This window comes from Rheinheimera sp. F8 (assembly GCF_001518915.1).
This window is the reverse complement of record NZ_CP013656.1, coordinates 258,893-281,797: the sequence shown is the minus strand read 5'-3', so window position 1 is coordinate 281,797 and position 22,905 is coordinate 258,893. Positions and strand designations below refer to the sequence as shown.

Genomic DNA, 22,905 nt, shown 5'->3' with positions numbered 1-22,905 from the left:
CTGTCCCTCCCTCAGCGGGCTTTTTTTATGCCGATGTATCCTTAGGTGCACGCTGTGTGGTTACACAACAGCTTTCTTGTTGATCCAATCTGTTTTCTGTAATGCACCATGTACTATTGTGGGCAAAAAAAAGCCCCGCATCTGCAGGGCTCTTTCATCCAGGCTTTGTCAGTCGATACTACGCAACAACGCATTAATGCCGACTTTGGCGCGGGTCTGCGCATCAACTTTTTTCACGATAATCGCGGCATAAAGACTATGTGTGCCGTCTTTTGACGGAATGGAACCAGGCACAACCACAGCACCGGCTGGCACGCGGCCGTAAGTGATTTCACCGGTTTCACGGTCAAAGATCCGGGTGGACTGACTGATATAAACGCCCATCGACAACACCGCGCCTTCTTCGACAATGACACCTTCGACCACTTCAGAGCGGGCACCGATAAAGCAGTTGTCTTCGATAATGGTTGGATTGGCCTGCAGCGGCTCCAACACGCCACCGATGCCAACGCCGCCAGATAAATGCACGTTTTTACCGATTTGTGCACAGGAACCGACTGTCGCCCAGGTGTCGACCATAGTGCCTTCACCGACATAAGCGCCGATATTGACGTATGACGGCATCAACACCACGTTCTTCGCAATATAACTGCCTTTCCGTACGGCGGCCGGCGGGACTACACGTACACCTTCAGCGACAAATTGTTCATGACTGTAGCTGGCATATTTCATTGGTACTTTGTCAAAGAAACGGTTTTCAGCACCGTCCATCACCTGGTTGTCATTGATGCGAAACGACAACAGCACCGCTTTTTTCAGCCATTGATGCGTGACCCATTCGCCGGCAATTTTTTCTGCAACACGGGCCTGGCCGGAGTCGAGCAGGGCAATTGCATTGTTGACTGCCTGGCGGACATCGTCACTGACGGTGGATGGAGTAATCGACAAGCGGTCTTCAAATGCTTGTTCGATAATGCTTTTTAAATCAGACATGGTGGTTCTTCAGCCTTCTGTAACATCTGTGAGTTGTTCCACCAGCACCCGGCGCAAAATTGCCTGCTCGTCAGCAGATAACGCCTGGTCCTCGCGGGTTGAAATCATAAAAAAGTCTTCAGCACGTTCGCCGATGGTGGTGATTTTGGCCGCATGAATATTAATCTCACACTGCGCAAACACCTGACCTATTGTGGCCAGCAAGCCCGGCATATCCAGCGCTGCCAGTTCCAGCATCGTGCGTTGCTTATTTTTGCCCGGTAAAAACACCACTTTGGGTGGCACGTGGAAAGCTTTTAATTGCTTATTAACCCTGACCTTGGCATTGAGCACAAGTTCCGGCTGGCCAATCGCCTGCTCCAGCGCTTTTTTGATGCTTTGAATACGGGAAGTGGACGTTACCGCATTACCGTTTTGCTCCAGCACCACAAAAGTATCCATGGCATAACCATCTTTGTTGGTCATGATCTGGGCATCAAAAATGCTGACTTTTTTGCTGTCGAGCGCCGCGACCATCCGGGCAAAAAGTTTGGGTTGGTCCGCGGTATACACAAAGATTTGTGTGCCACCGCGCATCGCGGTCGGGCTGACCAGTACCATCGGCCTGCTGAAATCGGTGTGCGCAAGCAGGTTTTCACTATGCCAGGCAATCAGTTTCGGATTGTAGCGGGCGAAATAATCGGCTTTGAATTTCGCCCACAGCGGTAACACTCTGTCTTCAGTAATACCGGTCTCTGCTAACAACCGCAGCGCTTCAGTCTGGTGCTCGCGGATCTGATCACGCAGGTCCATCGGTTTTTCCAGACCGCGGCGGAACGCTTTTTGAGTACCGAGATAAAGCTCACGCAATAACGAGCCTTTCCAGTCATTCCACAGATTGTCATTAGTGGCCCGAATATCGGCCAGTGTCAGGCAATACAGGTAATTTAGCCGGGTTTCGTCGCGAACTTTGTCAGCAAATTCGGCGATCACGGCTGGATCGTGAATGTCACGGCGCTGCGCCGTCACCGACATCAGCAAATGTTGCTCCACCAGCCAGACAATTAATTTGGTATCAAATTCACTGAGTTTATGCATTTTGCCAAACTCGCGGGCATCAATAGCGCCGAGTTCAGAATGGTCACCGCCGCGGCCTTTGGCGATATCGTGGAAGATCCCCGCCAAATACAGCAGTTCCGGTTTTTCCAGCCGTTTGACAATATCCGTGCATAGCGGGAATTCATTGGCAAATTCCGGCTCGGTATAGCGGTGCAGGTTTTTCAGTAAGCGGTGCGTGTGTTCATCGACAGTGTAAGCATGAAACAAATCAAACTGCATCTGGCCAACAATATTGCGCCAGGCTGGTAAATATGCCGCCAGAATGCCGTGGCGGTGCATCAGCGTGATAGCGCGGTCCATACCTTGCGGATGGCGGATGATCGCCATAAACAAATCGCGGCAACCCTGATAGTCCTGCAAGTCGCCCATCAGACGGCGCCGCACTTGCCGCAGCAGACGCAACGTTTCGGAATGAATGCCCTGGATCTGCGGCTGTTCGGCAATATGCCAGAACAACTTCAGAATGTTTTCGCGCCGGGCAAATACGGCTTTGTCCGAAGCAAAAATTAAATGACCATGTTGTTCAAACACATCATCGAGCTTTTGCACTTTGAACTTACTGTGGCTTTTCAGGATGTTGCCTTCAAAATGCTGCAACAGCATTTCGTTCAGTTCGCTGACGCGCTGCACGGTACGGAAAAAGCGTTTCATCATGCGTTCGACCGAAGCTTTACCGTCATCACCAAAACCGAGCCAGCGCGCAACCGCAGGTTGATAATCAAACAAAATACGGTTTTCGTTACGGCCAGCTTCGAGGTGCAGGGCAAAACGCATTTGCCACAGATAGGCCTCACACTCCATCAGCTCCTGATATTCATCTTCAGTCAGATAATGGTGCGCGACTAACTCGCGCATGGTTCGGGTGCGGAAGTGTTTTTTCGCCACCCAGCCGACGGTCTGAATATCACGCAGTCCGCCAGGGTTGGCTTTTAAATTCGGTTCGAGGTTGTATGCCGTACCGTGATACTGGGCATGACGGCCTTGTTGCTCGTGGCGTTTGGCCTGAAAAAAATCTTTGCTGGGCCAGAAGTTGTCTTTACTGACTTCATGCGACAGCTGTTCAAATAAAGGCTGATTACCACAGAGAAAACGCATTTCCATCAGGTTGGTGGCGATGGTAATGTCTTCCCGGCCGAGCGTCAGGGTTTCTTTGATAGTGCGGACACTGTGGCCAACTTCGAGACGTAAATCCCAGAGAATTGTCACGAACTGACCAATTTGTTCCTGTTGCTCCCGGCTTAAGCGCGATTCGGTCAGGATCAATAAATCGATATCAGAATAGGGATGCAGTTCACCGCGGCCATAACCACCTACAGCGATTAAAGTCAGGCCTTTATGTTGCTGCAATTGATAATGGCGCCACAGCTGCTGCAGCACCTCGTCAATAAAACGGGCCCTGGCCCGTACCAGCGTCGCCACGCTTTGGCTGGCTGAAGCGACTTTCAGCCAGTCGAGAAAGTCGCTGAAATGTTTTTTATAACCGTCGAGGGTAAACTGGCCCGGGACTGTTTTTTCAAAGACCATAGCCGTTGTCATGCGCTGTTACCCTGTGCTGACAGGGACTGCGCTCAGGCGTCCGCTGTCAGGATCCGCTCAATAGTGTCATCTGATCGCAAGGTCAGAATTTCACAACCCGTGTCCGTCACGACAATAGTGTGCTCGAACTGAGCCGATAAACTACGATCTTTCGTTACAACCGTCCAGCCGTCTTTCAGTAATTTACTATGACGTTCGCCGGCGTTGACCATAGGTTCTACGGTCAGACACATACCGGTTTTCAGCACATCACCGGTATTGGGCCGGCCGTAGTGCAACACTTGCGGGTCTTCATGGAAGATTTCACCGATACCATGGCCGCAATATTCGCGCACAATCGAATAGTTGTGCTTTTCAGCATGAACCTGAATGACATGGCCGATATCGCCCAACCGCGCGCCATTTTTGACCTTTTTCAGGCCGAGATACAAACATTCCTGTGTGACCCGGATCAGCCGTTCAGCCAGAATGCTTGGTTTGCCGACCACAAACATTTTTGAGGTATCGCCATGAAAGCCATCTTTAATGACGGTGATGTCTATGTTGACGATATCGCCGTCTTTTAACGCTTTGTCATCTGCCGGAATGCCGTGACAAATAACATGGTTCACCGAGGTGCAAATTGATTTCGGGAAACCATGATAATTCAGTGGGGCAGGGACAGTCTTTTGCACGTTGACCATGTAGTCGTGACAAATCCGATCCAGCTCGCCAGTCGTCACCCCCGGTTTGACATATGGTTCGATCATCTCCAGCACTTCTGCCGCCAGACGGCCTGCAATGCGCATTTTTTCGATTTGTTCCGGGGTTTTGATCGTCGCGGCCATGGGGTGCTCTCTGCTGTAAAACTACACAATTCATTGTGTTTACGGGGCGCCTATGGTATAAAGCGCGCCGCAATTTGGCAAATAAAGCCGACGAAATTCTGAAAAGAGCCGTCAGCGTCAATATTGCAAACCCAAACTTAAGTTAAACAACACACATACATCGTCACATAAGCCGGGGTGCTGAAGCTCGCTTCAGTCGGATCTATGGGATGTATGGAGGCCTAACCCCCTTTAAGGAATTACTCAAATGGCTAAAGTTTCAATGCGCGATATGCTCCAGGCGGGCGTACATTTCGGTCACCAAACCCGTTACTGGAATCCAAAAATGAAGCCGTTCATTTTCGGCGCCCGTAACCGCGTTCATATCATCAATCTGGAAAAAACTGTTCCAATGATGAATGACGCACTGACTTTCATCCAGTCAGTGGCTGCGAAGAAAGGCAAAATCCTGTTCGTTGGTACCAAACGCGCTGCCTCTGAAGCAATCAAAGAAGCTGCTAAACAAGCTGACCAGTACTATGTTAACCACCGCTGGTTAGGCGGTATGCTGACTAACTGGAAAACTGTTCGTCAGTCCATCAAGCGTTTAAAAGACCTGGAATCTCAGAGCCAGGACGGTACTTTCGACAAGCTGACCAAAAAAGAAGCTCTGGATCGTACCCGTGAAATGGAAAAACTGGAGAAGAGCTTAGGCGGTATCAAAGATATGGGCGGTCTGCCAGACGCTCTGTTCGTAATCGATGCTGACCATGAACACATCGCGATCAAAGAAGCCAACAACCTGGGTATCCCGGTGGTTTCTATCGTTGATACAAACTCTGATCCAAAAGGTGTTGATTTTGTTATCCCAGGTAACGATGACGCGATCCGCGCTATCCAGCTGTACCTGAGTGCCGTCAATGCTGCTATTGCAGAAGGCCGTGATAAAAACATCGAAGTTCAGGCTGAAGCCGACAACTTCGTTGCAGCTGAGTAATACAGCTGTATGGGGTCTGTCATCAGACTGACCCCATTCACCTTTTAATCTGACAGGGGCTTCGCCCCTGTTTGTCTAACCCGATTGAAACGAGGAATTCCCCATGGCCGTAACTGCCGGTATGGTTAAAGAATTACGCGAGCGCACTGGCGCTGGCATGATGGACTGCAAAAAAGCTTTAGAAGAAACCAACGGTGATATCGAAGGCGCAATTGAATTAATGCGTAAAAACGGTCAGGCCAAAGCTGCCAAGAAAGCTGGTCGGATCGCTGCAGAAGGTACTGTACTGACTCGCGTTGGTAACGGTTACGCTGCTGCAATTGAATTCAACTGTGAAACAGATTTCGTTGCCCGTGATGTTAACTTCCTGGCATTCGCCAATGCTGCTGCTGACCTGGCACACGCCAACCAGCTGTTCACTGTGGAAGCGTTAAGCGCTGCCTCTTTGGGCGAAGCGACTGTTGAAGAAGCTCGCGCCACACTGGTTGCTAAAATCGGTGAAAACATCAACATCCGTCGCATCTCTGTAGTTCAGGGTGACGTGATCGGTCAGTACACGCACTCAGGCCGTATCGGCGTGTTAGTGGTACTGGAAGGCGGTAACGAAGACGTCGCAAAAGATGTTGCTATGCATGTTGCTGCAAACAACCCATCTTTCCTGACTCCAGACTCAGTTCCGGCTGACGTTGTGGCAAAAGAACAGGAAATCCAGATCGAAATCGCTATCAACAGCGGTAAGCCAAAAGAAATCGCTGAGAAGATGGTTGCTGGCCGGATGACTAAGTTCACTGGCGAAGTATCTCTGACTGGTCAGCCATTCGTGAAAGACCCAGCTATTACTACAGGCGATTTCCTGAAGCAACACGGCGCGAAAGCAGTCAGCTTCATCCGTCTGGAAGTAGGCGAAGGCATCGAGAAGCAGGAAACTGACTTCGCAGCTGAAGTTGCTGCTCAAATCGCTGCAGCGAAGAAATAATCGCGCTTCAGCATGACGCTGAAACCGGCTACACTAACCGCGACTGGCTTGCCAGCCGCGGTTTTTTTTAAGTGAAACCTGTGGAAACTGCAGTCCATCTGTCAGTACTGCCTCAGCAGTTTCATTGCATTCTATGTTTTTAACTGACCAGCATGATGGGGATCCTATGAGCATCAATCCAAAACCTACCTATAGAAGAATCCTGTTAAAACTCAGTGGTGAAGCCCTGATGGGCGATGAAGGCTTTGGTATTGATCCCAAAGTGCTGGACCGGATGGCTGCCGAAATCAAAGAGCTGGTCGAGCTTGGGATCCAGGTGGGGATCGTGATTGGCGGTGGCAACATTTTCCGTGGTGAAGGTCTGGCAAAAGCCGGGATGAACCGCGTGGTGGGTGACCATATGGGCATGCTGGCCACTGTAATGAATGGCCTGGCGATGCGTGATGCGTTGCATCGTGCCTTTGTTAACGCCCGTCTGATGAGTGCATTCCCGCTGAATGGCGTTTGTGATAACTACAGCTGGGCCGAAGCGATCAGCCTGCTCAAATCCGGTCGTGTGGTGATTTTCTCTGCCGGTACTGGTAATCCATTTTTCACCACAGACTCTGCCGCCTGTTTACGCGGCATCGAAATCGAAGCGGATGCTGTGTTAAAGGCGACAAAAGTAGACGGCGTCTATTCCGCCGATCCGGTAAAAGATCCAACGGCAACTTTATACGCCAGCCTGACTTATGATGAAGTTCTGTCAAAAGAGTTAAAAGTCATGGACTTAGCTGCATTCACTTTAGCGCGTGACCACAATCTGCAAATCCGTGTGTTTAACATGAATAAACCAGGTGCATTGAAGCGCGTGACGATGGGCGAAGCGGAAGGTACAGTGATCGACCACGCTGAAAATTTACAGTAAACTAGCGGCACTTTTTTCGAGCCGACAGTACGCGAAGGAACAACCAAGTGATTAACGATATTCTGCAAGACAGCAAAACCCGGATGGATAAAAGCGTAGATGCGCTGAAAAACCAGCTGTCGAAAATCCGGACCGGCCGCGCTCATCCGAGCCTGCTTGATGGTATTCACGTGTCTTATTACGGTGTGGATACCCCGCTGCGGCAATGTGCCAACGTTTCTGCTGAAGACTCACGCACCCTGATGATCACCGTGTTTGACCGCTCGATGATTCAGGCTGTTGAAAAAGCGATTATGCAATCTGATTTGGGCTTAAACCCAATCGGCGCTGGCACCAGTATCCGCGTGCCGTTACCGGCGCTGACAGAAGAGCGTCGTCGCGATCTGGTTAAAGTTGTGCGTGCTGAAGCTGAAGGTGCGCGTGTTGCAGTCCGCAATATCCGTCGCGACGCCAACGCTGACTTTAAGTCGTTACAAAAAGACAAAGAAATCAGTGAAGACGATGAACGCCGCGCCGCGGAAGAAACGCAAAAGCTGACCGATCTGTTCATCAAAAAGATTGATGAAGTGCTGGCAGCGAAAGAAAAGGAACTCATGGAAGTCTGATGACTGGCCATGGCTGATGGAAAGCGCCGTGCAGACCCCTTCGCGGCGCTTTTTTGTTGATAAAAACAGCATTTAATGCGGATATCTCGACGGATGACTATTACCAGCTCGACAATGGATCAGGCGCTGCCCCGGCATGTCGGCATTATTATGGACGGCAATGGCCGTTGGGCGGAACGACAAGGCAAACCCCGGGTCTGGGGCCACAAAAAAGGCGTGGACGCGGTGCGGCGCGCGGTCAGTTTTTGCCGTCGACTGAACATTCCCTCGTTAACTCTGTTTGCCTTTAGCAGTGAAAACTGGCGCCGGCCAGAAGACGAAGTCAGTAGTCTGATGGAACTGTTTATGTTTGTGCTGCAAAAAGAAATCAAATTGCTGCACAAGAATCAGGTCAGGCTGAACATCATTGGCGACTTGTCACGTTTCAGCGCAAAACTGCAACAAAAAATTACCGAAGCCCAAGTGCTGACAGCCGGCAATACCGGACTGACACTGAATGTGGCGGCAAACTATGGCGGGCGTTGGGATATTGCCCAAGCCGCACAGCAGCTTGCGCTGCAGGTAGCGGCTGGAACCTTGAGGCCTGACGAGATCAACGAACAGTTACTCGCCGGCCATATCCAGATGCACGACCAGCCTGAACTGGATCTGATGATCCGTACCGGCGGCGACATCCGCATCAGTAATTTTTTGCTATGGCAGGCTGCCTATGCGGAGCTGCTTTTTATTGATACCTTATGGCCTGATTTTGATGATCAGGTATTTGCCGATGCTATCGCCAGTTTTGTCAGCCGCGAACGCCGTTTCGGTTGTACCGGCGCGCAGATCCGCGAACTGGCAGCGGCAACTGGACAAGGATAATAGATTTGTTTAAACAACGGGTGATCACAGCTTTAGTGCTGGCTCCGCTTGCGCTGGGGGCGGTGTTTTATTTACCGCCGACCGGCTTTGCTATCTTTTTGGCGACCGCTTTTGCCGTGGCAGCCTGGGAATGGGCTGGTTTTTGTGGCTGGCATACCAGTAGCAGCAAAACCGCTTTTACCACGCTGATTGCCATGCTGTATGGCGCTGTCTATCTGGTGACACCTGCAGCTTTACACTGGCCGGTGCAGACGAATTATACCGTGCAGACCGTGTTGTGGTTAGGCGTGATCTGGTGGCTGCTGGCTGTGTTGCTGGTGCTGAGTTTTCGCGTTTCCCAACGTTTCTGGGCGGGCAACCAGGCTATCAAAGCATTGATGGGTGTACTGACACTGGTGCCGAGTTTCACTGCGATCCTGTTAGTCCGTCATGTGAATTTTGAACAATCCAGCTTCACCGGTGCCTGGTTGATTTGTCTGATGCTGGGTCTGGTCTGGGCGGCAGATATCGGTGGATACGTGATTGGTAAGCCGTTTGGCAAACACAAACTGATGCCTGATGTCAGTCCGGGCAAAACCCTGGAAGGTTTTGGCGGTGGTCTGGTGTTTGTGTTGATTCTGGTGGGCATCGTTGCAGCAGGTCAGGGTTGGCCAGAACAAACCGGTTTATGGTTTGCCGCCGCGGTGATCCTGACGTTGTTATCAGTGTTTGGTGATCTGTCTGAAAGTATGTTTAAGCGTGTTGCAGGTCTTAAAGACAGTGGCAGTATTTTCCCGGGCCATGGTGGCATGTTAGACCGCATTGACAGTCTGACCGCAACTGCACCGCTGTTCGCAATTTTTGTTGCTATGTTTGGTGGTTTTTAATGCCAAAACAAGTGGTAGTGCTGGGCGCAACCGGCTCTATTGGCTGCAGTACACTGGATGTGATTGCACAACATCCTGATTTGTATCAGGTGCTGGCACTGACCGGCGGTAAGCGTCTGGATGTGCTGTTTGCACAATGTGTGCAGTTCCGGCCCAGATATGCGGCACTGAGCGATGCCGCTGATGCCGCTGCACTGCAGCAGCAACTGCGGCAGGCGGGGCTGACGACTGAAGTCGTCGCAGGCGCGGACGCACTGGCAGAGCTTGCCGCGCATCCGGATGCTGATGTCGTCATGGCGGCGATTGTTGGTGCTGCGGGTCTGTTGCCAACCCTGGCCGCAGTCAAAGCCGGCAAAACCGTGTTACTGGCCAACAAAGAAGCACTGGTCATGAGCGGCGAGTTGTTTATCCGGGCGGTGCAACAACACGGCGCGACGCTGCTGCCGATCGACAGTGAGCACAATGCGATTTTTCAATGTTTACCTGCGGCGTTGCAGCAACATTGTTATCAGAGCGAACTGCAAACCGCGGGTATCGCCAAAATTCTGCTGACCGGCAGTGGCGGGCCATTTCGCCAGACTGCATTGAATGCCTTTGACCAGATCACGCCGGAACAGGCTGTGGCCCATCCCAACTGGAATATGGGCAAAAAAATCTCGATCGACAGCGCGACGATGATGAATAAGGGCCTGGAGTTTATCGAAGCACGCTGGTTATTCAACTGCGCCGTCAGTGATATTCAGGTGGTGATTCATCCACAAAGCATCATTCATTCGATGGTGCAATATACCGATGGTTCGGTGTTGGCGCAGCTTGGTAATCCGGATATGCGCACACCGATCGCCCATGCACTGGCATTTCCGGCCCGTATCGCTTCCAATGTTAAACCGCTGAATTTCTTCGAAGTACCGTCTTTTACTTTTGACCAGCCGGATCCTGAACGTTATCCATGTTTATATCTGGCGCAGCAGGCCTGTGCGGCCGGACAGGGCGCAACTACAGCGTTAAATGCTGCCAACGAAATCGCGGTGGAAGCGTTTTTAAACCGGCAGATCCGTTTTCCGCAGATCGCGGCGTTGAATGCACAGGTACTGGCACATTTTGCTTCAAGCAAAGTGGCTGATCTGGATGAAATTTTATTACTGGACGGTCAGGCCCGTGCCTATTCGCTGAAGTTATTAAAGGATTGGTCCTGATGTTTGATTTTTTGTGGAACCTGCTGAGCTTTGTGGTCGCGCTTGGCTTGTTGGTTACCGTGCATGAATATGGTCATTTTTGGGTTGCGCGGAAAAACGGCATTCTGGTGCAACGTTTTTCAATTGGTTTTGGTAAAACACTGTTTAGCTGGCGTGACCGCCATGGCACCGAGTTTGTGATTGCGGCGATCCCTTTGGGTGGTTACGTCCGGATGCTCGATGGCCGGGTCGACCCAGTATTGCCACAGCTTGCTGATCAAGCATTTGACAGCAAGACAGTACCACAACGGATGGCCGTGATTGCCGCAGGCCCTGCCGCCAATTTCCTGTTTGCTATATTCGCCCTGACGTTGATGTACCTGATTGGTGTGCCAAGTTTGCGCCCGGTTGTTGCACAGGTCACACCGGATTCGATTGCGGCCAGAGCTTATCTGCCAAACCAGCAAATTATTGCAATCAATGGTGAAACGGTGCAGGACTGGCAAGGCGTGCAACTGTTGTTGTTGGAGCAAATTGGCCGCGACAGCGTCACGCTGACGATGGCGGATGACAGCAATAGCCCTGGCGCAGAAGTGCAGCTGGATTTGACCGGGTGGAAATTTGATCCTGAGCACGACTCGGTGTTTGGCAGCCTTGGTATGGTGCCGGTGCAGGCGAAACCGCTGTTAGACGTCGGTTTAGTGCAGCCGAATAGCCCGGCAGCCGCGGCAGGTTTACAGCTGAATGACAAATTGCGGGTATTGGACGGCGTCGCGCTGACGGACTGGGCCAGTATGGTCAAAATCATCCAGAACAATCCGGGTAAAGCGCTGTCGTTGCTGGTTGAACGGGACGGTCAACCTCTGACGTTGACAGTGACCCCCGCATCACAACAAACCGCAGATGGTTTCCATCAGGGCTTCCTCGGGGTGTCACCCAAGGTGCAGCCGGTTGACCCACAGTATATTCAACAGGTGCAATACGGGCCGATAGAAGCGGTCTGGCAGGGCATGCAAAAGACCTGGCAATTAGTGCGGCTGAGTTTCTCGATGGTGGGGAAGCTGCTGTTAGGTGACGTTTCCGTGAAACATTTAAGTGGCCCGATCTCTATTGCACAAGGTGCTGGTAGCAGTGCAGACCTTGGCCTGATTGCTTTCCTGTCCTTTCTGGCGCTGATTAGCGTCAATCTGGGGGTGGTAAATTTACTGCCGCTGCCTATTTTGGACGGCGGCCATTTAATGTATCTTGTCGTGGAACTAATACGCGGCAGGCCGGTCTCTGAGAAAGCGCAGGAGACAGGTTTTAAAATCGGAGCCTTCGTTCTGCTGATGTTAATGGGAATTGCGCTGCTCAACGATATTTCTCGTTTGTAATAACTAATCAAAAGTAGTCCAAAACAATGACAATTAAACGATTAGTAGCTGCGATGTGGCTGGCCTCTGCCAGCGCGTCGGTGCTCGCTGAACAATCATTTACTGTACAAGATATTCAGGTGGAAGGCTTACAACGCGTCGCTTTAGGTGCAGCCCTGAATAATCTGCCGTTTAACATCGGCGATACTGTTACAGAATATACCTTATCTAAAAGTATCAAAACCTTGTATGCAGCTGGCCATTTTGATGAAATTACAGTGCTGCGCGATGGCAATGCCATCATTTACCGCGTCAAGGAACGCCCAACCATTAATGCGGTGGAGTTTGACGGCAACAAAGACATCAAAGAAGAACAGTTACAGGAAAGTCTGACTAACCAGAAAATCATCGTCGGTGAACAACTGGACAAGACGATCATCCGTGAACTGGAAAACGGTTTGACCGAATTCTTCCATGGTGTCGGTAAATACAATGCCAAAGTTGAGATCAAACTGACTTATCTGCCGCGTAACCGTGTCAATCTGAAACTGGAATTTAAAGAAGGCGATGCCGCCTCTGTCCGTCAGATCAATATCGTCGGTAACGAATTGTTCAGCGACGAAGAGATCATGAAAGATATCGAGTCGATGGTCGATTTGCCGTGGTGGCGTTTTATGTCATCCGACCGCTACCAGAAAGACACGTTAAAAGGCGATTTGGAAAAGATCCGCAGTTATTATCTGGATCGTGGTTACCTGCGGTTTGATATTGAAGCCAATACTGTTGCGGTCAGCCCGGATAAAAACTCCGTGTATGTCACTTTGCAGGTCAAAGAGGGCGTGCAGTACAACATCAAAGGCATTGAGTTTGTTGGCGACCTGATTGGTCAGGATGAACTGATTAAAGCCATGCTGCCGTTAAAAGACGGTCAGTTGTATAACGGCGCTTTAGTCACTTATACCGAAGAAAGCATTGCTAAGTTTCTGGCAAGCTTTGGCTATGCCAATTCCAAAGTGCGGACCAGCACCAATATTAACGATGACACCAAAGAAGTGGCATTGTCGATTAATGTTGATCCGGGTAAACGTGTCTATGTTAACCGGATTTCGGTGACGGGCAATTCGGCAACAAAAGACGAAGTCATTCGTCGTGAGATGCGGCAGATGGAAGGTTCCTGGCTGTCGAATGACCGGCTGGAAATGTCGAAGTTGTTTATCCAGCGCTTGCCGTATATCGAGAAGGTTGAGTTTGAAACCAAAGATGTACCGGGTGTGGACGACAAAGTCGACGTGACCTTTAAGATCAAAGAACGGCCGTCAGGCAGCTTTAACGCCGGCGTGTCGTTTGGTAGCTATCAGGGCCTGGCCTTCCAGTTTGGCGTCGAGCAACAAAGCTTCCTCGGCAGCGGTAATTCAGCCGGCATCAGTTTTAACACCAACAAATATCAGAAGTCGGTCAATCTGTCGTTTACCGATCCATACTTCACCCTCGATGGCGTCAGCCTCGGCGGCTCGGTGTTTTATTCTGATTTCGACGGTAGTCGCGCCGGTCTTGAAGCTTACAACCAGAAGAGCTACGGCACAGGGGTTAACTTTGGCTATCCGCTGAATGACTTTAACCGGCTGAATTTTGGTGCCAACGTGGTATGGAACGAGATCAATTCGATCCAGGAATTTGACCAAATCCGCCATTTCCGTGGCGTCCTGATTGATTCTGCCAACCCGGATGCTGCATACAAGTTCACCAACTATGAACTGTTGGCCGGTTGGGTAATGAGTACGTTAAACCGCGGGACTTTCCCAACGGATGGTACTTACCTGGGTGCGAATATCAAGGTGACGACGCCGAATTCAGATTTAACTTACTTCAAAACCAACTTTGAGGCGCGGCACTATATTCCGCTGAGCAGCGATCACGGCTGGTCATTCCTCAGCAAGCTGGAACTGGGTTACGGTAACGGTTACGGCGATAACAATGGTTACGACCATACCTTACCATTTAACGACAGCTTCTATGCCGGTGGTCAGAACTTCCGCGGTTTTGAAAACCGCGTCATCGGCCCACGTGCAGTGTATCGTCAAATAAATGCGATCCCGGGTTTACCGGACCCAATGAATGGCCAATCGCAGGGTGGTTTGCCAACTTCGGCGAATTATGACAATTATTATGTTTCACGCCGTTCTTTTGGTGGTAATGCTATGGCGATTGGAACTCTGGAACTGATTACGCCAACGCCGTTCCTGAAAGAAGATTATGCCAACTCAGTCAGAACCAGCTTGTTTATTGATGCCGGTAATGTCTGGGATACAGAATACGATATTACCCGTTATAGCAAACTGACTCAGTTGTCTGATGCAGTTGTTGGCTATGACCAGCCGGGTTTGCTGGATTATTCAGATGCAGGTATGATGCGCGCTTCAGCCGGTTTGACTGTGCAATGGATCTCGCCAATGGGCCCGTTAACCTTTAGTCTCGCGAAGATCCTGCGCAAATACGAAGGTGACGAGCAAGAGAACTTCAGTTTCAACATTGGTACTACATTCTAAAAATTAATTTGAGGTAATAGGAAACATGTTTAAGTCAGCTTTTTCTAAAACAGCACTGTTAGTTGCCGGTGTGATGATGGCCGGTGCAGTGTCTGCCAAAGAAATGAAAATTGGTTTTGTTGACGTGCGTGAAGTGTTCTCGCAACTGCCACAAGCCGCAAAACTGCAAGAAACGATGAAAGCCGAATTTGGTGGCAAAATCGCTGAAGTACAAAAACTGGAAAAAGACATCGCATTCAACGTTGAAAAATTCAAACGTGATGGCTCTACCATGAGCGATGAGCAAAAGAAAAAACTGCAGGAAGATATCGGTAAACAACAGCAACAGTATGAGCAACTGGCTCGTCCGCTGGGTGAACAGATCCGCGCACGTGAAACTGAAGAGCGCAACAAACTGCAGGCCCTGATCAAATCTGCTATCGATCAAATCGCAGCAAAAGACCAGTACGACCTGGTACTGAATGCTGAAGCTGCTGTGTACGCCAAGCCAGAGTACAACATCTCTGCCGCTGTGGTTGCTCAGGTCAGCAAAGCGAAATAATGCCAGCTTTTAGCCTGCATGAATTGGCTCAGCTGCTCTCAGCTGAGCTGCACGGAGACGGCGCTGAAATCATCAGCGCCGTTGCCACATTAGAAAATGCCGTCCAGGGCCAGATCACCTTTCTGTCCAACAGCAAATATCGCAAGTATCTGCAGCAAACACAGGCATCGGTCGTGCTGATTAGTGCTGCTGAACTGGAGTATTGCCCGGTCGCTGCCTTAGTGGTGCCCGATCCTTACGTTGCTTTTGCCAAAGTTGCCCAATTACTCGATACCACCCCCCGTGCTGCTACTGCGATAGCAGCGACCGCACAGATTGACGCTACGGTAAAGCTGGGCGCTGATGTTGCTGTCGGTCATCATGCGGTCATTAGTGCCGGCGCGGTGATCGGCGATGGTGTGCAAATTGGCGCTGGCTGTTTTATCGGCGAAGGTGTTGTCATCGGTGCCGGCAGTAAGATATGGCCGAATGTCAGTATTTATCACCGGGTGCGGCTAGGTGCTGATTGTATCGTGCATAGCGGTGCAGTATTGGGTGCCGATGGATTTGGTTTTGCCAATCAACGCGGTAACTGGCTGAAGATCCCCCAGGTTGGTACTGTCATTATTGGCGATCGCTGTGAGATCGGCGCCAGCACCACGATAGACCGTGGCGCGCTGGAAGATACCGTGATTGGCACCAACTGTATCATCGACAACCAGGTCCAAATCGCACACAACGTACAAATTGGTGACCACACAGCCATCGCCGGCTGTACTGTGGTGGCCGGCAGTACTAAGATTGGCAAATACTGCATCATTGGCGGCGCCTGTGCCATTAATGGGCATATGGAGATCTGTGATGGTGTGCAGATCACCGGCATGTCGATGATTATTAAATCCATCACCGAAAAAGGTATTTACTCTTCGGGGATGCCAGCGGCCACCAATCTGGAATGGCGCAAAAACAGTGCCCGTTACCGGCAGCTGGATCAGATGTATCAGCGTTTACGCGAACTGGAGCAGCAAGTCGCTGCCCTGACGCCGTCAGCCGGCCCGAACGCGTCTTAAACGCCGGGCGGCAACGCTTCTTTTCAGACAGAGGAATCATTTTGGCTAATTCATTAAACACACTGGACATCCAGGAAATCATGGCGTTATTGCCACACCGTTACCCGTTTCTGCTGATTGATCGGGTGCTGGATTATGTACCGGGTGAAAGCCTGACCGCAGTGAAAAATGTCACGATCAACGAGCCAATTTTCACCGGTCACTTCCCGAATTTGCCAATTTTCCCAGGCGTGCTGATCCTCGAAGCGATGGCGCAGGCGACTGGTTTGCTTGGTTTTAAGACCGTCAGCGAACGCAAAGAAAACGAGCTTTACCTGTTTGCCGGTGTTGACGAAGCACGGTTTAAAAAACCAGTAGTGCCAGGTGATCAGCTGATCCTCGAAGTGAAGTTTTTGGTTGAAAAACGCAACATCTGGAAATTTTACGCCGAAGCCAAAGTCGACGGTCAAATCGTTTGCTCGGCCCAGATTATGTGTGCCAGAAGAGAGCTTTAATATGATCCATCCAAGTGCGGTGATTGAAGCCGGTGCCCGCATTGGCGCCAATGTAAAAATCGGTCCGTTTTGTTACATCGGTGCCGAGGTTGAGATCGGTGATAACTGTATCCTGGAATCTCATGTGGTGATTAAAGGCCCGAGCCGGATTGGTTCTGGCAACCACTTTTTCCAGTTCTGCAGTATCGGTGAAGCCTGCCAGGACAAAAAATACCGTAATGAGCCAACCCAGTTGGTGATCGGCGATGACAACGTATTTCGTGAAAACTGTACTGTGCATCGTGGCACGATTCAGGACAAAGGCATCACTCAAATTGGCAGCCGTGGTCTGTATATGAACAGCAGTCACGTTGCGCATGACTGCGTCATTGGTGATGACGTGATCTTCGCCAGTGGTGCTCAGGCGGCGGGTCACGTGCATATCGGCGATTGGGCTATTCTGGGTGGCATGAGCGGTATTCACCAGTTTTGCCATATCGGCGCACACGCCTTTATCGGCGGCGGCTCTATTGTGGTCAAAGACGTGCCACCTTATGTGATGGCACATGGCTCGCACGCAGTGCCGCATGGCATTAACAGCGAAGGTTTAAAACGCCGTGGTTTTACTGCAGAAGTGATTCTGGAGATCCGCCGCGCGTATAAAGTGCTGTACCGTCAGGGTCTGACCGTACCAGAAGCGCTGGCTGAGCTAACGGGCAAAGCGGCAGAACTGCCAGAATTAAAAGCCTTCACTGATTTTATTGAACACGCATCACGCGGCATCGTGCGCTGATGGCAGCGCCGGACTGCCCAGCTGCAGTTCCGGCATTGACCTGCTTTTTGTTTCAGGAAGAACTCCTTGCTTAAAACGCCTCTTCGTATCGGTCTGATCGCCGGTGAACATTCCGGTGATATCCTTGGCGCTGATTTAATCCGTGCGTTAAAACAGCGCTACCCGGATGCTGAATTTTATGGCATCGGTGGCGAGCGCATGCGCGCGCAGGGCTTCCGTGCTGTGTTTGATATGGAAGAACTGGCAGTGATGGGCATCGTCGAGGTGTTAGGGCGCTTGCCACGTTTGTTACAGGTGCGGCGCGAGATCCTGGCGCATTTCAGCGCGCACCGGCCTGATGTCTTTATTGGCATTGATGCGCCGGATTTTAATTTGCCGGTGGAGCTGAAACTGAAACAAGCCGGTATTAAGACCATACAGTATGTTAGCCCGTCGGTTTGGGCCTGGCGGCAAAAACGCATCTTTAAAATCGAAAAGGCCACCCACTTAGTGCTGGCCTTGTTGCCGTTTGAAAAAGCCTTTTATGATAAATTTCAGGTGCCTTGCGCTTTTGTTGGCCATACCCTGGCTGACCAGATGCCGATCGAACCGGATAAAACGGCGGCGAAAACTGCATTGGGCTTCGCCGCTGCGCGGCCATTACTGGCGCTGATGCCGGGTAGCCGCACCAACGAAATCAAACTACTGGCGCCGGATTTTTTCCGCGCGGCGGCGGCATTACAACAACAGCAGCCTGGGCTGCAGCTGGTCTGTAATATGGTCACGGCACAAAAAGCCGAGCTTTATCAGAAGATTAAAGATGAAGTCGCACCTCAGTTACAGATCAAACTGCTGATTGGTCAGGCGCGTGATGTGCTGACCGCTGCCGACGCGGTTTATATTGCCTCCGGCACTGCAACGTTAGAAGCGATGCTGGCAAAAACGCCGATGGTGGTGGCTTATAAAACCAACTGGCTGACGTATCAGATCGCCAGCCGCATGGTGAAACTGCAGCATTTCAGTTTGCCGAATTTACTGGCCGATAAAGCGCTGGTGCCAGAACTGTTACAAGACGCGGTAACTGTTGAGGCCTTAGTCAGTCAGATGCAGCCACTGCTTGGCGTCAAAGGGCAGGCTACTTATCAGGATTTTGTCGCCATCCACCAACAAATCCGCTGTGACGCCAGCGCGACTGCGGCACAAGCTGTAGCCGCTTTACTGGAAACGTCCTCTGCAGGAACACCGCAATGACTTATGAATTTGTCCGACCGCCTTATACGCTGATTGCTGGTGTCGATGAAGTCGGCCGTGGTCCGCTGATAGGCGCAGTCGTGACGGCTGCCGTGATCCTCGACCCGGCAAAGCCGATTATTGGGCTGAATGACTCCAAAAAGCTCAGTGAAAAGAAACGCTTATTGTTGGTTGAAGAAATTAAGGCCAAAGCGTTAAGCTGGAGTCTGGGCCGGGCAGAAGTGGAAGAAATTGACCGTCTGAATATCCTGCATGCGACGATGCTGGCGATGGAACGTGCGGTAGCCGGGTTACAGATCCAGCCGGAATGGGTGCTGATTGACGGCAACCGCGTGCCAGACGGTTTAAAAGGCCGCGCCGGTGCGGTGGTGAAAGGTGATAGTCTGGTGCCAGAGATCAGTGCGGCGTCGATTTTGGCGAAAGTGGCGCGTGACGCCGAGATGACGGCCTTGCATCAACAGTATCCGCAGTATAATTTTGCCGGGCATAAAGGCTATCCGACCGCCGAACATCTGGCGGCGATCAAACAATTTGGTATCTTAGCGCAGCATCGTCGTAGTTTCCGGCCGGTGCGTGAGCTGTTATAACCACAGGCCAAGACCTGTGGCGGAGAGCTGATGGAACCGATTTTTGTACATCTGCGGGTGCACAGTGATTTTTCGATGATCGATGGATTATCGAAAATTAAACCTATTGTCAGCGCGGCGAAAAAGCAGGCGATGCCGGTTTTGGCACTGACTGACCAGATGAACATGTGTGGCCTGGTGCGGTTTTACTCCACTGCGCACGACGCCGGTATCAAACCAATCATTGGCGCCGACCTCTTCGTTCAACATCCGTTTTTTCCCGGCGAAGCCTGCCGGTTATTGATCCTGGCCGCTGACAATGAAGGCTACCAGAATCTGACCATGTTGTTGTCGAAGGCTTACCTGCGTGGCCATGTCGACAACAAACCGCAAATTGACCACGACTGGCTGGCTGAACACCATAAAGGCCTGATTGTGATTTCCGGGGGTAAAGAGGGACCACTTGGCAAAGCGCTGATCAAAGGCAATCAGGGCAGTACCGATGCGCTGGTGCAGTTTTATCAGCAATATTTCCCGGACAGTTTTTTCCTCGAATTGATCCGCACGGGCCGGCCGGATGAAGAGATTTATATCCAGCAGGCAGTGACGCTGGCAGAAAATACCGGCTTGCCGGTCGTGGCGACCAACGAAGTGGTGTTTTTAACGCCGGATGATTTTTCTGCGCATGAAATTCGGGTCGCTATTCACGATGGCTACACGCTTGAAGATAAACGCCGGCCAAAAAAATACAGTGAATCTCAATATTTACGCTCGGCTGACGAAATGGCCGCGCTGTTTCACGACCTGCCGGAAGCGCTGGCCAACTCGGTTGAAATCGCCAAGCGTTGCAATGTGACCATCCGCTTGGGTGAATATTTCCTGCCGGCTTTTCCGACCGGTGGCATGTCTGACGCCGATTTTCTGGTGCTGAAATCGCGTGAAGGTCTGGAAGATCGGATGCAGATCCTGTTTCCAGACGAATCGGTACGCGCCGAAAAACGCATTCCTTATGATGAACGTCTGCAGATTGAACTCGACGTGATCAACCAGATGGGCTTTCCGGGCTACTTCCTGGTCGTAATGGAGTTTATCCAGTGGTCGAAGGATAACGATATTCCGGTTGGACCGGGGCGGGGCTCGGGCGCCGGTTCACTGGTCGCCTATGCACTGAAGATCACTGATCTGGACCCGCTGGAATTTGACTTACTGTTTGAGCGTTTCTTAAACCCGGAACGGGTCTCAATGCCCGACTTTGACGTCGACTTCTGCATGGATCGGCGTGACGAAGTGATAGAACATGTCTCTGACATGTACGGTCGCGAAGCGGTATCGCAGATTATTACCTTCGGTACTATGGCGGCCAAAGCGGTGATCCGCGACGTCGGCCGGGTGCTGGGGCATCCATATGGTTTTGTCGACCGCATCTCTAAACTGATCCCGCCAACGCCTGGCATGACGCTGGAACAGGCCTTTATTGAAGAACCGCGGTTGCCGGAACTATACGCCTCTGATCAGGAAGTCAAAGATCTGATCGACATGGCGCGCCGGCTGGAAGGGGTGACGCGCAACGCCGGTAAACACGCCGGTGGCGTGGTGATCGCGCCGACAAAAATTACCGATTTTGCCCCGGTCTATTGTGACGCCGAAGGCAATAACCCGGTCACCCAGTTTGATAAAAACGACGTGGAATATGCCGGCTTAGTCAAGTTCGACTTCCTTGGCTTACGCACCCTGACCATCCTGCAATGGGCGGTCAATATGGTGAATGACCGGCATAAGAAAACCAATCAGCCGCTGGTCGATATCAATCATATTCCACTGGTCGACCGTAAAAGTTACGACATGCTGATGAAAGCGGAGACAACCGCAGTGTTCCAGCTGGAATCACGCGGCATGAAGGATCTGATCCGCCGGCTGCAGCCGGACTGTTTCGAAGACATGATCGCTCTGGTGGCGCTGTTCCGGCCAGGTCCTTTGCAATCCGGCATGGTGGATAACTTCATCGACCGTAAACGAGGCCGTGAAGAGATTTCGTATCCGGACGCGACCTGGCAACACGAATCATTAAAACCAATTCTCGAACCGACTTACGGCATTATTCTGTACCAAGAGCAGGTCATGCAGATCGCGCAGGTGCTGTCGGGCTATTCGCTGGGTGGCGCTGACTTGTTACGCCGCGCTATGGGTAAAAAGAAACCCGAAGAAATGGCCAAGCAGCGTGATACGTTCCAGAACGGTGCAGCGGCCAATGGCGTAGATCCAGAATTGGCGATGAAAATCTTCGATCTGGTAGAGAAATTCGCGGGTTACGGTTTTAACAAATCGCACTCAGCAGCGTATGCCTTAGTGTCTTATCAGACGTTATGGATGAAAGCGCATTATCCGGCCGAGTTTATGGCGGCGGTGATGTCGGCGGATATGGACAACACCGACAAAATAGTGACGCTGGTCGACGAATGTGAGCATATGAAGCTCAAGCTGTTGCCGCCGGATGTGAATTCGGGCCAGCATAAATTCACCGTCAACAGCGATGGCCATATCGTTTATGGCATTGGCGCAATTAAAGGCGTGGGTGAAGGTCCGATCGAAGCGATTATCGAAGCGCGCGATAGCGGTGGGCCTTTCCATGATCTGTTTGATTTTTGTCACCGAGTCGATATTAAACGTCTGAATAAACGTGTCATCGAAAAACTAATCCTGGCCGGTGCGATGGATAAACTGGGCCCTCATCGCGCGGCTATGATGGCAAGCCTTGAAGAGGCGATGAAAGCCTCAGAACAACAGGCAAAAGCGCAAGCGATGGGGCAGGACGATTTGTTTGGTTCGTTAGCGCCCGAGCCAGAAAATTCTGCAAAAGCTTTTAAAATGGTGCCCGCCTGGCCGGATGAAGTCTGGTTAGAAGGTGAGCGCGAAACGCTGGGTCTGTATCTGACCGGTCACCCAATCAACCGCTATCTGGCAGAGATCCACCATTATTCGACGGCAAGGCTGGTCGACTTTACGCCAACCCGGCGTGATCAGACAGTGCATGCTTGTGGCCTGGTGGTGAACGTAAGGGTGTTAATCAACAAAAAAGGCCGTCGCTGGGCATTAGTACAACTTGACGATAAATCGGCGCGGTTAGATGTACGTTTTTTCCCCGAACAGTTCGAGAACTTCGAGCATCTGCTGCAAAAAGACAAGGTTTTGGTGGTATCAGGACAGGTCAGCTTTGATGATTTCAGCGGTGGCCTTACAATGACCGGCCGCGAGGTGGTCGAGATCACCCAGGCCAGGGAAAAATGCCTGAAACATTTGTTTGTCAGTATAGAAGCTGACAAGCTCAATCCGGACAAGCTGCAACAGCTGCGGCAGGTCCTGAACGAATTTAAAGCCGGAACCGTGCCGGTCAAATTACGTTATCAGCGCCCGGAAGGCGCGGTGACACTGGCACTCGGTACAGATTGGTGGATCACACCCACAGACGCTTTGTTGCATCAGTTAAAACAATTAGCAACAATACAACTTGAATTTAATTAGGTAGGTAGTGACAGTC

General features: G+C 51.2%; 19 protein-coding genes. 16 read left to right on the top strand and 3 right to left on the bottom strand.

Annotated elements, in window-relative coordinates:
- Positions 1 to 168 precede the first annotated feature (168 nt).
- From dapD to map, 3 genes are read right to left on the bottom strand one after another with little or no spacing between them, the layout of a single operon-like run.
- Positions 169 to 993 (bottom strand): 2,3,4,5-tetrahydropyridine-2,6-dicarboxylate N-succinyltransferase, encoded by an 825-nt coding sequence (gene dapD, locus ATY27_RS01340; RefSeq protein WP_208932343.1) that lies wholly within the window; start codon positions 991 to 993, stop codon positions 169 to 171.
- Positions 994 to 1,002: 9 nt separating this feature from the next.
- A complete protein-coding gene (glnD, locus tag ATY27_RS01335; RefSeq protein ID WP_208932342.1) occupies positions 1,003 to 3,627 on the bottom strand; it encodes a [protein-PII] uridylyltransferase in 2,625 nt (874 codons plus the stop codon).
- Between the two features lie 32 nt (positions 3,628 to 3,659).
- Positions 3,660 to 4,454 (bottom strand): type I methionyl aminopeptidase, encoded by a 795-nt coding sequence (gene map, locus ATY27_RS01330; protein WP_208932341.1) that lies wholly within the window; start codon positions 4,452 to 4,454, stop codon positions 3,660 to 3,662.
- A gap of 247 nt (positions 4,455 to 4,701) precedes the next feature.
- Between map and rpsB the strand changes: the two genes are divergently transcribed.
- The 16 genes from rpsB (at position 4,702) to dnaE (ending at position 22,889) form a co-directional block, all read left to right on the top strand.
- A complete protein-coding gene (gene rpsB / locus ATY27_RS01325; RefSeq protein ID WP_208932340.1) occupies positions 4,702 to 5,430 on the top strand; it encodes a 30S ribosomal protein S2 in 729 nt (242 codons plus the stop codon).
- A gap of 103 nt (positions 5,431 to 5,533) precedes the next feature.
- The gene (tsf, locus tag ATY27_RS01320; RefSeq protein WP_208932339.1) at positions 5,534 to 6,406 is read left to right on the top strand and encodes a translation elongation factor Ts; all 873 of its coding nucleotides are present in this window, start codon (positions 5,534 to 5,536) and stop codon (positions 6,404 to 6,406) included.
- A 166-nt stretch (positions 6,407 to 6,572) separates the two neighbouring features.
- The gene (gene pyrH, locus ATY27_RS01315) at positions 6,573 to 7,313 is read left to right on the top strand and encodes a UMP kinase (protein WP_208932338.1); all 741 of its coding nucleotides are present in this window, start codon (positions 6,573 to 6,575) and stop codon (positions 7,311 to 7,313) included.
- Between the two features lie 47 nt (positions 7,314 to 7,360).
- Positions 7,361 to 7,918 carry a ribosome recycling factor gene (gene frr, locus ATY27_RS01310; protein WP_208932337.1) on the top strand — a complete coding sequence of 186 codons (558 nt, stop codon included), beginning with the start codon at positions 7,361 to 7,363 and terminating at the stop codon, positions 7,916 to 7,918.
- Between the two features lie 93 nt (positions 7,919 to 8,011).
- Complete coding sequence (uppS, locus tag ATY27_RS01305; protein ID WP_208932336.1) at positions 8,012 to 8,779, top strand: polyprenyl diphosphate synthase; 768 nt, start codon at positions 8,012 to 8,014, stop codon at positions 8,777 to 8,779.
- Between the two features lie 5 nt (positions 8,780 to 8,784).
- Positions 8,785 to 9,645, top strand: a complete 861-nt coding sequence (locus ATY27_RS01300; RefSeq protein ID WP_208932335.1) for a phosphatidate cytidylyltransferase — start codon at positions 8,785 to 8,787, stop codon at positions 9,643 to 9,645.
- Positions 9,645 to 10,841, top strand: coding sequence for a 1-deoxy-D-xylulose-5-phosphate reductoisomerase (gene ispC, locus ATY27_RS01295; protein ID WP_208932334.1), 1,197 nt, complete (start codon positions 9,645 to 9,647; stop codon positions 10,839 to 10,841). Before ATY27_RS01300 ends, ispC begins: the two co-directional genes overlap by 1 nt.
- Complete coding sequence (rseP, locus tag ATY27_RS01290; RefSeq protein ID WP_208932333.1) at positions 10,841 to 12,193, top strand: sigma E protease regulator RseP; 1,353 nt, start codon at positions 10,841 to 10,843, stop codon at positions 12,191 to 12,193. The genes ispC and rseP overlap by 1 nt, the downstream gene beginning before the upstream one ends.
- Positions 12,194 to 12,219: 26 nt before the next feature.
- Positions 12,220 to 14,718: an outer membrane protein assembly factor BamA gene (gene bamA, locus ATY27_RS01285; RefSeq protein WP_244151385.1), complete on the top strand. Its 2,499-nt coding sequence runs from the start codon at positions 12,220 to 12,222 to the stop codon at positions 14,716 to 14,718.
- A 25-nt stretch (positions 14,719 to 14,743) separates the two neighbouring features.
- Positions 14,744 to 15,259 carry an OmpH family outer membrane protein gene (locus ATY27_RS01280; RefSeq protein WP_208932332.1) on the top strand — a complete coding sequence of 172 codons (516 nt, stop codon included), beginning with the start codon at positions 14,744 to 14,746 and terminating at the stop codon, positions 15,257 to 15,259.
- Positions 15,259 to 16,308 carry a UDP-3-O-(3-hydroxymyristoyl)glucosamine N-acyltransferase gene (gene lpxD / locus ATY27_RS01275; RefSeq protein ID WP_208932331.1) on the top strand — a complete coding sequence of 350 codons (1,050 nt, stop codon included), beginning with the start codon at positions 15,259 to 15,261 and terminating at the stop codon, positions 16,306 to 16,308. Before ATY27_RS01280 ends, lpxD begins: the two co-directional genes overlap by 1 nt.
- Positions 16,309 to 16,349: 41 nt before the next feature.
- A complete protein-coding gene (gene fabZ, locus ATY27_RS01270) occupies positions 16,350 to 16,802 on the top strand; it encodes a 3-hydroxyacyl-ACP dehydratase FabZ (RefSeq protein ID WP_208932330.1) in 453 nt (150 codons plus the stop codon).
- A 1-nt stretch (position 16,803) separates the two neighbouring features.
- The gene (gene lpxA, locus ATY27_RS01265) at positions 16,804 to 17,574 is read left to right on the top strand and encodes an acyl-ACP--UDP-N-acetylglucosamine O-acyltransferase (RefSeq protein WP_208932329.1); all 771 of its coding nucleotides are present in this window, start codon (positions 16,804 to 16,806) and stop codon (positions 17,572 to 17,574) included.
- Between the two features lie 66 nt (positions 17,575 to 17,640).
- Positions 17,641 to 18,804: a lipid-A-disaccharide synthase gene (gene lpxB / locus ATY27_RS01260; protein ID WP_208932328.1), complete on the top strand. Its 1,164-nt coding sequence runs from the start codon at positions 17,641 to 17,643 to the stop codon at positions 18,802 to 18,804.
- The gene (gene rnhB / locus ATY27_RS01255; protein WP_208932327.1) at positions 18,801 to 19,391 is read left to right on the top strand and encodes a ribonuclease HII; all 591 of its coding nucleotides are present in this window, start codon (positions 18,801 to 18,803) and stop codon (positions 19,389 to 19,391) included. Before lpxB ends, rnhB begins: the two co-directional genes overlap by 4 nt.
- 30 nt (positions 19,392 to 19,421) lie before the next feature.
- On the top strand, positions 19,422 to 22,889 hold the full coding sequence (dnaE, locus tag ATY27_RS01250; protein ID WP_244151384.1) for a DNA polymerase III subunit alpha: 3,468 nt from the start codon (positions 19,422 to 19,424) through the stop codon (positions 22,887 to 22,889).
- Positions 22,890 to 22,905: the final 16 nt, after the last annotated feature.

Coding starts and splice junctions, on each gene's coding strand:
- rnhB (WP_208932327.1), top strand. CDS start 18,801: ATGACTTATGAATTTGTCCGACCGCCTTATACGCTGATTGCTGGTGTC.
- rpsB (WP_208932340.1), top strand. CDS start 4,702: ATGGCTAAAGTTTCAATGCGCGATATGCTCCAGGCGGGCGTACATTTC.
- dnaE (WP_244151384.1), top strand. CDS start 19,422: ATGGAACCGATTTTTGTACATCTGCGGGTGCACAGTGATTTTTCGATG.
- ispC (WP_208932334.1), top strand. CDS start 9,645: ATGCCAAAACAAGTGGTAGTGCTGGGCGCAACCGGCTCTATTGGCTGC.
- bamA (WP_244151385.1), top strand. CDS start 12,220: ATGACAATTAAACGATTAGTAGCTGCGATGTGGCTGGCCTCTGCCAGC.
- dapD (WP_208932343.1), bottom strand. CDS start 993: ATGTCTGATTTAAAAAGCATTATCGAACAAGCATTTGAAGACCGCTTG.
- rseP (WP_208932333.1), top strand. CDS start 10,841: ATGTTTGATTTTTTGTGGAACCTGCTGAGCTTTGTGGTCGCGCTTGGC.
- pyrH (WP_208932338.1), top strand. CDS start 6,573: ATGAGCATCAATCCAAAACCTACCTATAGAAGAATCCTGTTAAAACTC.
- lpxD (WP_208932331.1), top strand. CDS start 15,259: ATGCCAGCTTTTAGCCTGCATGAATTGGCTCAGCTGCTCTCAGCTGAG.
- map (WP_208932341.1), bottom strand. CDS start 4,454: ATGGCCGCGACGATCAAAACCCCGGAACAAATCGAAAAAATGCGCATT.
- ATY27_RS01280 (WP_208932332.1), top strand. CDS start 14,744: ATGTTTAAGTCAGCTTTTTCTAAAACAGCACTGTTAGTTGCCGGTGTG.
- lpxA (WP_208932329.1), top strand. CDS start 16,804: ATGATCCATCCAAGTGCGGTGATTGAAGCCGGTGCCCGCATTGGCGCC.
- glnD (WP_208932342.1), bottom strand. CDS start 3,627: ATGACAACGGCTATGGTCTTTGAAAAAACAGTCCCGGGCCAGTTTACC.
- tsf (WP_208932339.1), top strand. CDS start 5,534: ATGGCCGTAACTGCCGGTATGGTTAAAGAATTACGCGAGCGCACTGGC.
- uppS (WP_208932336.1), top strand. CDS start 8,012: ATGACTATTACCAGCTCGACAATGGATCAGGCGCTGCCCCGGCATGTC.